The sequence below is a fragment of the Chitinophaga rhizosphaerae genome (genome assembly GCF_003958645.1).
Classification (GTDB): Bacteria; Bacteroidota; Bacteroidia; order Chitinophagales; family Chitinophagaceae; genus Chitinophaga; species Chitinophaga rhizosphaerae.
In genome coordinates this window covers 634,682-648,101 of sequence record NZ_RXLO01000002.1, presented here as the reverse complement: position 1 = coordinate 648,101, position 13,420 = coordinate 634,682, and the positions used below count along the sequence as shown (strand labels likewise).

Here is a 13,420-nt window from a genome sequence, read left to right as displayed (position 1 = left end):
AGGAAGACGAATACACGAACATGCCCATGAATAAAAAGTTACCCTTTTTACTGCTGTTGCTGCTCGCCACCATGGCCGCGCATGCGCAGCGCAACCGGAAAGTGAAGGTTTATACGCCTTACGGAAAAATGGTGATCCGGTTGTACGACCAGACGCCGAAGCACCGCGACAACTTCCTCCGGCTCACGAAGCAGCATTATTTCGACAGCCTGTTGTTTCACCGCGTGATCAAAAATTTCATGATCCAGGGCGGCGATCCGGACAGCAGGCGGGCCAAGCCCGGGGAAACCGTCGGCAACGGCGGGCCGGGATATACGGTGCCGGCGGAGTTCCAGCTGGATCTGTATCACCGGAAAGGCGCACTGGGCGCGGCGCGGGACGATAATCCCACGAAGGCCTCGTCTGGCAGCCAGTTTTACATCGTGCAGGGGAAGAAATGGACAGATGGCGGGCTGGATACGCTGGAGCAAACGCGGCTGGGCGGCCGGAAACTGCCGGTAGACCAGCGCGAGGTGTACAAAACCTGGGGCGGATCGCCGCATCTGGACCAGAACTATACCGTGTTCGGCCAGGTGGTGAAGGGGTTTCATGTGATCGACAGTATCGCCGCCGTTCAGACCAACAAGGCAGACAACCGGCCTTTGCAGGACGTGCGCATGAAAATCCGCCTGAAAAAGAAGTTCTTTTTCTTCTAGGTCTGTCATTTTAACGTTTTGAAAATGACAAACTTTTTATAATTCTGGACGTAATCTTTATTTTTACCGCTCAAAATCAAACTTGACATGAATTTTCCGTCGAATCTGCGTTACACCAAAGACCACGAGTGGGTATTATTAGAAGGGGAAACTGCGAAAATCGGTATTACCGAATTCGCGCAGCGCGAATTGGGCGATATCGTGTTCGTGGACATTCCCACGACCGGTAAATCGCTGGCCGCTGAAGACGTTTTTGGAACCGTTGAAGCGGTGAAAACCGTTTCCGACCTGTTTCTGCCCGTTGCCGGTACGATCGGTGCGGTGAACGAGGAGCTGGAAAGCAGCCCTGAGCTGGTGAATACCGACCCTTATGGTGATGGCTGGATGGTGACGATCACCGTGAACAACCCTGCCGATGTGGAAGGCCTGCTGACGGCCGACCAGTACAAAGCGCTGGTAGGCGAATAATTTATTATGCCTGATACATCGCGTAGAAACCATAAAGACACATTTAGTATGAGGATGATCCGTTTTTACCTGCCCGCAATGGGATGGATCATCCTCATTCTTTTTTTGTGCACCCTTCCGGGAAAGGCGATACCGACGACCGGTTTCCTGGAGATGCTGCATTTTGACAAGGTGGTGCACTTTTTCCTTTTCGGGGGAATGGTGTTGCTGCTGGCGTATGGATATTACCGGCATCACGGGCGCATCGGCGCGGGCATGCTCACACTGATCGTTACCTGCGTCTCTGCCTACGGGCTGGCGATCGAGTTCATCCAGAAATACCTGGTGGCCAACCGTAGTTTCGATCTGTGGGATTTTGCGGCGGATACGGCGGGCGCCATTGCGGGCGCGCTGATTTTCCGGTTCGTGGGGATGCGGTTTCTGAAATGATCGTTGTTGAAAAGACATACTTTCCATAAGATGCGCCTTCATTCAGGCGCTTTTTTTATGCCTGCAATCTTCGATTTTCGGAGATATTCTCCGAGTTAGAAGAGAACTTCTTGCATTTTCGGAGATTTTTTGGAACGTGTTGCCAGGCGCGTTAATATTGCGGGCGCTACCGTTAACCCAGGTACGATTTTCAAATACCTTCATTATGAATGTAGGCAACACGATCCGGCGATTGCGGGAGTACCGCAACCTGACGCAGGAGTACATGGCGGACCGGCTCTGCATCGGTTCTACGGCTTATGGGAACATAGAGCGGAACGAAGTGAAGCGGCTGACGGTGGAGCGGCTGATGCAGATCGCCGAAGTGCTCGATGTTCATTTCACGGAACTGTTCAACGATCCGCCGCCGCAGCAGCGGCAACCGAAACCGGTGCTGCAGGAAAAGGACCTGCAAGACCTGCTGGCGTATTTCCGGCAAGACAAATTGCTCATGAAGGAAATGATGACGACGATGCGCGATTCCATGCAGAAGATGGACCAGATGATGCGCGAGCACATGCGGATCATGCAGGCGGTGCTGCATCCCATCCGGGAAGTCTCCACGCAGAAAGCAAAAGCGCAGCAGCCCTAGAACTGGAGCCTGAAGCTGCCGAACACGCCGAACTTTTTGTTGTTGACCTCGGCCGGCAGGGGCTTCGGCGCCACTCTCCAAACGAAATCCACCCGAATGAATTTGAGAATGTTTTCAACACCCGTGCCTACTTCTATATAGGGACTGCCCTGCAGCGTCTTGAACGGATAGTTCGTTTGCAGGTTGAGGGCGCGGTTTTTGTCGCTGAGGCTGCCGATCACGCCTTTGGCCGTCCAGAACTGGCGGAACTTCAGTTTGCGGACGAGCGGGATGTAATTGAAGATCCCGCTGCCGAGGGTGTGCTCGAGGTTGAAACCGGCGTATTGGTCGCTGATGAACTCGTAGCGGTTCATCATGTTGAACGCGTATTTGTTGTAGTAGTAGATCTCGTTGCCGGGATGGATTTCCAGCAACGGGTAAGGCAGGGTGGTATTGAAGATCTTCCCGCCGAAGAAGTTGTAGTACAACTGTCCGAACGGCGCTACTTTCAGGTAGTCAGACACCGTGAAGGTAGCTTTGTGGTAGCTGTAGTTGCTCTTCCAGATACCTTTCACGCCCAGCGCATATTTCAGTTCCACGATGGGGTATTTGCTGCCGAGGCTGAATCGGTAGTAATTGCCTTCGAGGAATTCTTCGCGGAAAGCGTACCGCAATTTCACGGCCACTTCCAGGTTCGTGTAGGGATCGGTTTTGCCGCCGCCGTGCGGGAATACGGCGCTGCCGGGTAAGGGATCGTAGGGCATGAACTGTTTGTGCACCAGTGAGAAGTGATGCGAGAACCCGCTGTAATATTCCTTGAAGAACTCCGCACGCTTCTCTTCGATCTGCATGAATTTTTGCGGAACGCCGGGCTTGCGGATCGCGAGGGTAAAAATGTTATCCGTGCCCACTTCATCGTAATAGCTCGCGCCATTGTCGAGATCGCGGATGAATGAACCGTACACGTACATGCGCGGGTGGCGCTGCAGGAGGTACAGCGCGGAAACTTTCCCCTTGAAGCGGTCGTCGCCGAACCCGTAGGCCAGGTACCCGTTGAGGTACAGGTCTTTATGGAACTGCGGCGTAGTCCCCAGATCCAGCCGCACCCGGAAACCTTCCAGGCGGTTCTGGGAAAAGAGGTACCAGTACGGCCCCCATTCCAGCGGCCCGAACGGCTTATATCCCGTAGCCAGGAAGCGGATGGTATTGGAATATTTCTGGAACAGCGGCATCTTCTGCAGTGTGTCCACCATTTTGTAAATCGACTGTTCATTATGGCTCAGCGATTCGTGGCGGTGGCTGTCCCAGAAGGAATCCGTCCGCGTACGCGCACTGTCGGCCACCACGATGTTTTGCGGGTAGCGTTTTTCGGAGAACAGGTTGGTGACGGCGGTATCGTTGAGGATGAAACCCTCGTACGTCGTCGTTTTACGGCCGATGAACTCGATGGTTTTCGTCGGTTTGGGGCTCGGCGTCCAGAAGTCGACCACGAATTTATCTTTCGCGAGGAACCATCCGCTGCTGTCGGCCAGCTGTTTGAATTCCTGGACGAGGGAGATTTTGCGGACGAAATTGATGTTGGCGTCGTTGGGGACCGACATGCTCATCTTCTGGATGGCGAAGGTGGAGTCCATCACCCAAAGGTCGCCGATGAATGCGTTCTCGCCTTTGCGCCGTGGCTCGAAGTTCATGCGGATGAACCGGTTGTTGGCGATGTATTGCGTATCGGTAATGCGGTAATTATAGAAAAGCGTGCCGTTGCTGCTGATGGGGCTCACGAAGCTTTTGTCGAACACCGGGATGAAGTTGTCGTACACATTGATGTTCTGGTACATGCCGCCGAGGAACTTGGTGACGCTCTCGTTGTCGAGGCCCGAGGTGCGGGAGGCTTTGATGATCTCTTTCGTTTTCTTCGGGTTGCGCTGGAAGTAATAATCGGAGATACTTTCAGTGAGGAACACGGGAAGGAACGGCTGGTTTTCCGTGGTGCTGTCGATATTCTTCAGGATGAACGAAAACGGCTTGGTGAAGCGGTTCTTCGCGAGCTTGACGGTGTTGAGGTTCTTGATATCGAGCTCCAGTTTGTTGTAGATCTCGTATTTATAGCTGTCGAGCCGGTCGTAGTTATTGAAAGGTTTCCGGCGTACGATGTTCCGCAACAAGATGATGGCGAAGTTGACGTTGGCTTTGACTTCATATGTTTTGAGGGAAACGTCGCCGCGGGAAATCTCGAAAACGAGCGTTTGCTCGGGCAGTTTCCGGTCTACGAACAGCACGGTCCTGGCGTAGCCCATGACGCGGACGAGGAGGGAATCTGAGGGGATGGAAGGAAGTTCGAAAACGAATGCGCCTTCCGCATCGGTGACCATACCGGTGTTGGTGCCCACGAATTGGAGTGTGGCAAATGGGATCAGTTCCTGGGTGTGCGCGTCTTTAACAATGCCTTTTACTTTATGCTGCGCATGTAGGGGTAAGAAGCTGATGAGCGTTATAATTGAAGCTATGGTTCGTTTCCAGCCGTTCATTTCAGGAGGCAAATTAGATATTTTCGGACGAATTAGTTTGACTGTTGTTAAATGGGACGGATTTATGGCAATTTCCAGCCTGCCAGGGTAAACCGCACCGCGGAAACCCGGGAAACCCGTGCTGTCAGGCCCGCATCGCACCCATCACCCATCCATCGCCACTCACGCATCTGCCTACACTTTCCGGGCAACATGGTAATTTGATGGGTATCGGAACCGGGATCACCCCGCCGGTTTTTCTCCGCCGTATCCCACCCTAAACGAACACCCCCTTCCCAAGGTTACGCCGATCCACCCGCAACGCCCCAAGACAAAACGCACGTCCCGACCCTTTACCCCTATAACAACACAAAAACATGCCGGATTTCTTACAGCACGTTTCCATTCCCTATTTTCCGGAAATATGCCTAGCTTTGATAGACAAAGTGCTTTCTCTATGAACGAGCAACAACATCTCGATACCCTTAAAGACATCAAGCGGATCATGGAACGCAGCACGCGGTTCATGTCGCTCAGCGGCCTCGGCGGCGTGGGCGCGGGCCTCAGCGGGCTCATCGGCGCATGGTTCGCCCACGGCATCCTGGAAGATTACCGCGCGAGCGCCGGTTCCCCCTTCCTGTATAACGGCGGCCATTACGAATCCGGCTCGCCAGACGTCAACCTGCTGGTCCTGAAGCTGTTGCTCATCGCGGCGGCGGTGCTGGCGGGCGCCCTTACCACCGGCAGCTATTTCACCTGGCGGAAAGCCCGGCAGCAGGGCCTCCCCATCTGGGACGCCACTGCCCGCAAAGTGGTCATCAATCTTGCCGTGCCGCTCGTAGCGGGTGGTTTTTTCATCCTCGGCATGATCTATAACGGATTTTACGGTTTCATCGCCCCGGCCTGCCTCGTGTTTTACGGCCTGGCGCTCATCAACGCCAGCAAATTCACCATGCCTGAGTTGCGCTACGTGGGCTTCACCGAATGCCTCCTCGGGATCATCGCCACTTTCTTGCTGGGATACGGCCTCTTTTTCTGGGCGCTCGGCTTCGGGCTGGTACATATCCTGTACGGCGTCATCATGTGGTGGAAATACGAACGCGCCCCCCAGGCGGCTTAAACCTCCCTTTGCATGAATCCAATCGAGAATCTGAATAAACTGTTCGAAAGTAGAATACGGCTTGGCGTGATGAGTGTGCTGATGGTAAGCGAGGAAGTGAGTTTCAACGATCTCAAGGCGATGCTCGACGTAACCGATGGCAACCTGGCCTCGCATCTCTCCACGCTGGAGGAAAATGCCTACATCAAGGTGCACAAAGGGTTCGTGGGCCGCAAAACCAATACCACCTATTCCATCACCAAAGCCGGCGAGAAAGCCTTCAAGGGCCACCTCGCCGCGCTGGAAGCCATGATCAAATTCACACAGTGATGAACAGGCTGACCGGCAGTTTCCGCAACGCCTTCCGCGGCATCGGCACCGCGCTCCGCAGCGAGCCCAACGCCCGTATCCACCTCGCGGCTACTGGCGCCGTCATCGCAGCAGGGATTTTTTTCCGCTGCTCCGCCGGCGAATGGGCCGTGCTCGCCGTAGCCACCGCTGCCGTGTGGACGGCCGAGCTGCTCAACACGGCCATCGAAAAATCGATGGACCTCCTTCATCCGGACCAGCATCCCCTCGTCAAAAAAATCAAAGACATGGCAGCCGGGGCGGTGCTCATTGCTGCCATGGGTGCGGCGATCGCGGCGGGGTGCATCTTCCTTCCAAAAATACTATAGCAGAAAAGGACACGAAAAAGCCGGCTGATGTAGCCGGCTTTTTCGTGTATCTGAATTGCGTTCCGTTTAGAAGTCTACGCCCAAACCGAAGGTGAGCTGTGGTTTGCCGCGGAAGAACCCGGTCATGGGCCAGCCGGCGTCGAAGCGGGCGAAGTAGCCCAGCACGGTGGTGCGGGCGCCGAATCCGTAACCGCCGACGAAGGGCCCGAGGAAGCCTTCCTTGATGCGGATCACCACACCTTCTTCGGTTACGTATTCCGTATAGTTCGCGTCTTTGAACTTCAGTTTTTCGTTCCAGGCCGTACCGATATCGATAAATGAAATCAGTTGGAAGTTGCGGAGGAACGCGCTGTTGATGGGCTTGTCGATGAAAGTGGTGAACACCGGCAGGCGGAGTTCCGTATTCATCAGCATGACGTTGTTGCCGTTGCGGATATTCTGTTTGTAGCCGCGCATGTTCACGGCCAGCGTTTGGTAAGCGTAATTCTCGTTGGCGTTCGGTGCGCGGTTGGTGTAAATGTCGGGCTTGATCATCCAGTTGTCTACCCCCCCGAGGAAGTAGATCAGCTTGCGCGAGCCCCAGGAAAGATCGGCGGCGAAACGCGTAGCCCAGATGAAGTTCCGGGTGATTTCCACGTAGTGGCGCGCATCGATGCCCATGTTGTAGGTGAACTTGCCTTTCGGCGTCACCTGTCCGAACAGGGTGTTGCGGTTCCCGGAAATCTGCGCCACCATATCGCCGTAAATCTTGTAGCGGGTGCCTTTGAAGATGTTGATGGCGGGGTTGATCACGTTGTCGTGCACATATTCCAAACGCGCCAGCACGGCGGTTTCCTTGTAGTTGGGCTCTTTCAGCGATCCCTGGTCGTTGGCGAGCACTACCAGCTCATCCGTCCGCAGACCCGCCGCGAGGCGCATGCTGCGCACCTGGTCGAACGGATAGCGGACTTCTGCCTGGTAGATGTTCGTTTTGTTCTTGATGGGATAGTTGGTGAACTGGTTGCTGCCGTCCCCAACGGTCAGTGCGGCTTTTTCCACCTTGCGGTAATACGTCAGTTTGTAATCGAAACGCTTCTTGAGGTAAGCGAACGAGAACATATACTCGGTACCGTCGAGGGCAAGGGGGATACGGAATGCGCCGGAGAACTTGTAATCTTCCATAAGATCGCTGATGCCGAGGCGGATGAGGCCGTTGACGGGGTCTGCCAGGCGGATGGGGCCCTGCGGCCAGCCATAGTAAGGCTGGTAGCGGTTCATGAGCACCGAGTTGTCTATCTGCGTTACCAGGTAGTCGGAGCTGAACTTGAGCCTGTAATTGCTGAGGCGCGCGCTTTTCAGGATGGGCGGCTCTTTCTTTTCGGACAGTGCGGGCTCGTTGGCGGTATGCGCCGCCGTATCCGCCGGCTCGTTGCCGAATTCGTTCTGGAAGAAGTTAGGCTGCTTGGGGGCCGTGTCTGGCCGTGCGTAATAGCTCGGCAGGCCCATGCGCAGGGAGTCGTCGCGCATTTGCTGGCGCATGTAGTTGGTGGGCCGGGCCGAAACGTTGCGTTTTTTCAGCGTATTGGTGTCCACCTTCAATTTATACAACCGTTTCCAGTCGCCGATCTGCACTACTTCCGACACCAGGCCCTGGTCTCCCGCGATCCGGGATTCCTTGATGCCGAACTGATAGTTGGTTACGGGGAAAACGTACGTTGAGTCGTTGGTGATCGTAATGGCCTGAACGGAATCCGGTGCCGTGGCGCCATAATCCATCAGGGCGGAATCGAGTTCTTCCTTGTCGGGATTGTGGAGGATCTCCGCGCCCACGAAGTACAGGGAATCCACCCCGGCCCTTTCCGCGCGGAAGAAACCGGCGTACCGGTTGTTGATGCCATTGGCATCGCTCACGAAGGTAAAATGGGTGGTATTGTACTGAACGGGCAGGCGGGCATTGCCGTAGGGGAGGTCCGTTAACTGGGAAATCTGTTTTTCGGAAGATTTGTTCCAGTTGTCGACCATGAAAATATTATACCGGTTATGCGGCAGCGAGGTGTCCGAAGTACGGGCTTTTGAGTTAGGACGGTTGGAGGAATAGATGATCCCGCTTTTGCCGGGGAACGCCGCGAAGGAAGGATCGAGATCGTCCCACACGTCGTTGGTGATCTGGTCTACCTTGCTGTTGGTCATGCTATAGGTGAAGATATCGGTATGACCGTTGCGCACGGCGGAAAGCAGGAGGGAGTTATCGAATTCGAAGAAGAACTTCATATCGATGATCCTTTCGAACATGGGCAGGTCCTGTTTGATGGTGATCTTGGAGATCAGGTCATAGACCATGAGGCGGGTTTTGCCTTCGTGTTCGTATACCACGGCCAGCCGGTTCCCTTTATGGTTCCAGGCCAGCAGGGGATAGTTGGGATCGAGTTTGGACGTGAGCTGTTTGACGCCGCTCTTCAGCAGCACCTTGTTGGTGCTCCAGCCCAGGTTGATCTTCACTTTGTAGGTGCCTTTGCTGTATTCCACCACGGCGTACATGGAGTTTTTGGGATTGGGGGCGTAGCGGTAGTAGTCTTTTTTGCCGATCTCGTTGGAAATCACGCCGGTACCGCGCGTCACCTGGCGTCGGCGGCGGCCGTCTTCCTGGAAGCGTTTGCGCCACCACATCATGAAATCGGCCTGTGCGGCTTTGGGTTTCATGTGCAATACCTGCTCGAAGCCTTTTTTGAGGCCGCGGTTGATGCGGGTGATGTACATGAGGTAAGGCACCGCGTCTTTACCGTACTTGCTTTCCACGTAATACCAGAACGCCTGGCCGGCCAGCAGGGGTTTGTCGAACGTAAGCTGGTTGAAGGTGTTGTATTTCCCGGAGTTGAGGGCGGCTTTGAGCTGATCGTCGAGCTGGGGGGTCCAGTTCTCGGCGGCGTATGCGATGAACCCGTCTGTGAACCAGTTGGGGAAATCGATGAGCACGGCGTTGCCGGCGAATTCGCCGATATCTTCCCCGAACAGGAGGGTTTCGAGCATGACCCGGGCGATGCCCTGGCGGATCTGGCGGCGCAGGTTGGCATGGTCGCCGTCGAAGTAAACGAGGAGCTTGTTGCCGACGAGCTTCGTCACCCCGCCCGTATTCTGCCAATCTACCCCGATCCCAACGTTGGATTGCTTGAATTCGGCGAAGTTGTTGTACACAATAATGTTGACTTTCTGCCGGAAAGTGAATTCCATGAACTCCTCCAGCTGAGGCAATTCCCTTTCCGCGCACTGGGCCACGTACTTGCCGAGCTCGAGGCCGTTCTGGGCGAAGTACGTGTTGAAGTGCCGGGTCGTGTAGAACCGCCACTTGAAGTTCTTGTACTGTACCCGGTTCTGGCCAAATTCCACGGTATTCGTCTGCGCCTGGGCGTTAACAACAAATCCGATCAATAGGCATAAGCATGGAATAATTGACCTGGTAATAAATCGGTTCATACGGAAAGTATTGATAATATTGTGTAGCGAATTAAAATTAGTAAAAAACATCAACAATGTTTGAAATCAGGTGCTTCACGGTGAATCCTTTTCAGGAGAATACATACGTACTAATTAACGAAAAAAAGCAGTGTATCATTATAGATCCCGGATTTTATTATCCCGAAGAGCGGGACCAGTTCCTCCGGTTTATGGCCGAAAACGAGCTGACGGTAGCCCGGTTACTCAATACCCACTGCCATCTCGATCATATCTTCAGCAACAGGCTGGTGCAGAAAATGTTTGGGAAAGGGCCTGAAATCCACCGGTTAGACCAGGTGGTGCTCGACCGTTCCCCCCAATCCGGGATGATGTACAATATCCCTTTCGAGCCCAGTCCCGAGCCGGTGGGTTACCTGGAAGCCGGCGATAAGGTGACGTTGGGAGACGATGAGCTGGAAGTGATCCTCACCCCGGGCCATTCCCCCGGAAGCATTTCGTTCTACTCCGCGAAGCAACATTTCGTGATCGCCGGAGATGTGTTATTTAAACAGAGTGTGGGTCGTTCCGACTTCCCTGGAGGTAATTTTGAAACACTGGCAAGCAGCATCCGGGAAAAACTGTACAAGTTGCCCGACGAAACGGTGGTGTATTCCGGACACGGTCCCGAAACTACGATCGGGTTCGAAAAAGTGCATAACCCCTTCGTTCCGGAAGACCCCTCAACCCGCCTTGCGTGACAGCAGCCGGGCGATGTCTTTCCTTTCCGGCCAGGCGATAACGGCCAGGTATACACCCAGTTCCGCCACGGCGGCGATATGAACGGGCCAGAACCCCAGCCCCTGCACCTTTATATAATCATGCAGCACATACAGCGCGCCCGCCAGGCCCAGGTACCCCAACACCTTCGGCACCTCGTACGGCACCGGGTAATATTTCTGCCCGAGCAGGTACGAGGCCGTCATCATCGACCCATAACAAACAAATGTGGCCCAGGCCGAGCCCGTATAGCTGAACTGCGGGATCCACCAGATATTGAGGACGATCGTCACCAAAGCCCCGCCCATCGTGATCCACACCCCCATCAGGTTACGGTTGGTCAGTTTATACCAGATCGTGAGATTGTAGTATATCCCCAGGAACACCGTGGCCATGGCCAGGACCGGTACCACATGGAGCCCTTCGGCGTACGACTTGTCGGCCCCCCGCGTAATGAGCCACGACCAAATATCGAGGAACAGCGCCACCACAAGGAAAGCCGCGCCCATGAACATCGTGAAGTATTTCATGACGCGGGCATAGGTCTGCGGTGCATCTTTCCGCTCAGCCTGGTTGAAGAAAAACGGTTCCGCGCCCATCCGGAACGCGGTGATGCTGATGGTAATCAGCACCGCCAGCTTGTAATTGGCCGAAAAAATACCCAGCAGGCTCATGGAAACCTCGCGGCTGGCGGGGTACACCTGCGGGAAGATCAGCCGGCTCAGCATTTCGTTGATCATGCCGCCGAGGCCGATGGCGATGAGGGGCCAGCTATACAGGATCACTTCCTTCCAAAGGGATTTATCGAACTTCCAGCGGAAAGCGCTGAATTCTTTGGATAGGAACAGCAGCGAACAGGCGCTGGCGGCCATATTGGCGATGACGTAATATTCCACGCCATAATCCGGATTGTACCACGACAGGTACCCCTGGGCATGGAGCTTCGGCGCAAATTTCAGGATGAACACCGTCAGCGCGATCTGCACTATAATGGTCGCCAGTTTCACGGCGGCGAACTTGCGCGGCCGGCCTTCCTGGCGCAGCCTGGCGAAGGGGATCGTGGTGAGGGTGTCGAAGAAAAGAACGCCCGTGGCCAGCATCACGAGGTGCTCGCGGCCGGGGAAACCCAAACCCTCCGCCAATACCGGCGAGCCGATGAGCAATATCCCCGAAAACAGGAAGGTGCTCACGATCATGGATACGTTCAGGGTATTGAATAGCCGGTCTTTCTCCACCGACTGCGTAAACCGGAAATAGCTGGTTTCCAGGCCGTAGGTGAAAATAATATTGCAAAAAGGGATGAATGCGTACAATTGCCCCACTTCCCCGAACTTCTCGGCGGGGAACACGCTCGTGAGGAAGAGCTGGAGAATGAACCCTAAAAATCGGTGTACAATGGTAGGAACGCCGTACCAGATCGTTGCGCCGGCCAGTTTCTTGATATTTCCCAAAGCGTCGGTTTTAATCCAAAAATAAGAATCGTATTAATAGTCGCGCCCCGTTCCGGGCCGGCGGTTCTGTTTTTTTTCACTGAGCCGTTTCTTGAACTGGAGGCGTTTTTCCTTCATGGCTTTCGTCGGCTTCACTTTTTTGCGGGTTTTCGGGACAAAGAGCCCTTTTTCCAGCAAGGCGTTCATTTTGCGGATCACTTCCCCTTTATTGCCCAGCTGGGAACGTTCCGTCTGCGATTTTACCTGCAACAGGCCGTCGGCGTTCAGTTTGCTGCCAAGGTGCTGCAGCAGGAGGGTCTTCTGTTCTTCTGTCAGCAAAGCGGAGCCGGCGATGTCGAAGTACCCTTCCACCATCGTTTCCACCTTGTTTACGTTCTGGCCGCCTTTGCCGCCGCTGCGGGCCGTTTTGAATTTTATTTCCGGAGTCACGTCAAGCATAACACATTCCTTATCTTTAACGCAAATGTAAACGCTTCGAAGAATATTTTATGAGAGCTGTGATCCAAAGGGTGGCCCGGGCCGAAGTATCCATCGGCGGGGAAGTGAAATCCGCCATCGGCGGGGGCCTTCTCGTACTGCTGGGTATAGAAGACGCCGACGGGCCGGAAGATATTGCGTGGCTGAGCGCCAAAATCGTCAATCTCCGCGTTTTTAACGACGAAAACGGCGTCATGAACCGCAGCGCCCTCGAAACCGGAGGCAGTGTCCTCCTCGTTTCCCAATTCACCCTACACGCCTCCACCAAAAAAGGCAACCGGCCCAGCTACCTCAAAGCCAGCAGGCCAGACACCGCCATCCCGCTCTACGAAAGCATGATCGCCAGAATGGAGGCCGATCTCGGCAAGCCCGTCGGCACCGGCAGCTTCGGGGCGGATATGCAGGTTTCCCTGGTGAACGACGGGCCCGTCACCATCATCATCGACACTAAAAACCGAGAATAAATGACCATCCAGGAAGCCCAGCAGCGCGTAGACCAATGGATCAACACCACCGGCGTCCGCTACTTTTCCGAACTCACCAACATGGCCATCCTTACCGAAGAGGTCGGCGAAGTGGCCCGGATCATCAGCCGCCAGTACGGCGACCAGTCGTTCAAACCTTCCGACCGCGATAAAAACCTGGCAGACGAGCTGGCGGATGTGCTGTGGGTGGTGTTGTGCCTGGCCAACCAGACCGGTGTAGACCTCACCGCGGCGCTGGAACAGAATTTCGGGAAGAAAACCACGCGAGACGCCACCCGGCATAAAGACAATGAAAAGCTGAAAGGCTGACGCGTGGTGAATTAATATAATACGTTGT

14 protein-coding genes are annotated in these 13,420 nt (G+C 54.7%); 10 read left to right on the top strand and 4 right to left on the bottom strand.

Annotated features, from left to right (window positions below; all coding sequences use genetic code 11):
* The first annotated feature begins 26 nt into the window (after positions 1-26).
* From EJ361_RS06330 to EJ361_RS06315, 4 genes are all read left to right on the top strand, one after another.
* Positions 27-695, top strand: a complete 669-nt coding sequence (locus EJ361_RS06330; protein ID WP_126244511.1) for a peptidylprolyl isomerase — start codon at positions 27-29, stop codon at positions 693-695.
* A gap of 87 nt (positions 696-782) precedes the next feature.
* Positions 783-1,163: a glycine cleavage system protein GcvH gene (gene gcvH, locus EJ361_RS06325; RefSeq protein WP_126244510.1), complete on the top strand. Its 381-nt coding sequence runs from the start codon at positions 783-785 to the stop codon at positions 1,161-1,163.
* Between the two features lie 48 nt (positions 1,164-1,211).
* Positions 1,212-1,592 (top strand): VanZ family protein, encoded by a 381-nt coding sequence (locus EJ361_RS06320; RefSeq protein WP_164714111.1) that lies wholly within the window; start codon positions 1,212-1,214, stop codon positions 1,590-1,592.
* Between the two features lie 205 nt (positions 1,593-1,797).
* Positions 1,798-2,223 carry a helix-turn-helix domain-containing protein gene (locus EJ361_RS06315; protein ID WP_126244508.1) on the top strand — a complete coding sequence of 142 codons (426 nt, stop codon included), beginning with the start codon at positions 1,798-1,800 and terminating at the stop codon, positions 2,221-2,223.
* On the opposite strand, the gene EJ361_RS06310 is transcribed toward EJ361_RS06315, so the two are convergent.
* Positions 2,220-4,739 carry a DUF5686 family protein gene (locus tag EJ361_RS06310; RefSeq protein WP_164714110.1) on the bottom strand — a complete coding sequence of 840 codons (2,520 nt, stop codon included), beginning with the start codon at positions 4,737-4,739 and terminating at the stop codon, positions 2,220-2,222. The genes EJ361_RS06315 and EJ361_RS06310 overlap by 4 nt on opposite strands.
* Before the next feature lie 424 nt (positions 4,740-5,163).
* Between EJ361_RS06310 and EJ361_RS06305 the strand changes: the two genes are divergently transcribed.
* From EJ361_RS06305 to EJ361_RS06295, 3 genes are read left to right on the top strand one after another with little or no spacing between them, the layout of a single operon-like run.
* A complete protein-coding gene (locus EJ361_RS06305) occupies positions 5,164-5,826 on the top strand; it encodes a hypothetical protein (RefSeq protein WP_126244506.1) in 663 nt (220 codons plus the stop codon).
* Positions 5,827-5,838: 12 nt separating this feature from the next.
* Positions 5,839-6,135, top strand: a complete 297-nt coding sequence (locus EJ361_RS06300; protein WP_126244505.1) for a winged helix-turn-helix domain-containing protein — start codon at positions 5,839-5,841, stop codon at positions 6,133-6,135.
* Positions 6,135-6,482, top strand: coding sequence for a diacylglycerol kinase family protein (locus tag EJ361_RS06295; RefSeq protein ID WP_126244504.1), 348 nt, complete (start codon positions 6,135-6,137; stop codon positions 6,480-6,482). Before EJ361_RS06300 ends, EJ361_RS06295 begins: the two co-directional genes overlap by 1 nt.
* Positions 6,483-6,548: 66 nt before the next feature.
* Here the strand turns inward: EJ361_RS06295 and EJ361_RS06290 are convergent, their stop codons facing one another.
* Positions 6,549-9,887 carry a TolB-like translocation protein gene (locus EJ361_RS06290; RefSeq protein ID WP_240646557.1) on the bottom strand — a complete coding sequence of 1,113 codons (3,339 nt, stop codon included), beginning with the start codon at positions 9,885-9,887 and terminating at the stop codon, positions 6,549-6,551.
* Positions 9,888-9,988: 101 nt separating this feature from the next.
* On the opposite strand from EJ361_RS06290, the gene EJ361_RS06285 reads away from it, so the two are divergent.
* A complete protein-coding gene (locus EJ361_RS06285; RefSeq protein WP_126244502.1) occupies positions 9,989-10,651 on the top strand; it encodes an MBL fold metallo-hydrolase in 663 nt (220 codons plus the stop codon).
* Here EJ361_RS06285 and EJ361_RS06280 read toward each other — a convergent pair.
* Entirely contained in the window at positions 10,634-12,121 is a 1,488-nt protein-coding gene (locus EJ361_RS06280; RefSeq protein WP_126244501.1) for a lipopolysaccharide biosynthesis protein, read from the bottom strand. The two genes, EJ361_RS06285 and EJ361_RS06280, sit on opposite strands and share 18 nt — an antisense overlap.
* 33 nt (positions 12,122-12,154) lie before the next feature.
* Positions 12,155-12,559 carry an alternative ribosome rescue aminoacyl-tRNA hydrolase ArfB gene (gene arfB / locus EJ361_RS06275; RefSeq protein WP_126244500.1) on the bottom strand — a complete coding sequence of 135 codons (405 nt, stop codon included), beginning with the start codon at positions 12,557-12,559 and terminating at the stop codon, positions 12,155-12,157.
* A gap of 50 nt (positions 12,560-12,609) precedes the next feature.
* On the opposite strand from arfB, the gene dtd reads away from it, so the two are divergent.
* A complete protein-coding gene (gene dtd / locus EJ361_RS06270; protein WP_126244499.1) occupies positions 12,610-13,062 on the top strand; it encodes a D-aminoacyl-tRNA deacylase in 453 nt (150 codons plus the stop codon).
* On the top strand, positions 13,063-13,392 hold the full coding sequence (locus EJ361_RS06265) for a nucleotide pyrophosphohydrolase (protein WP_126244498.1): 330 nt from the start codon (positions 13,063-13,065) through the stop codon (positions 13,390-13,392).
* The last annotated feature ends 28 nt before the right edge of the window (positions 13,393-13,420 follow it).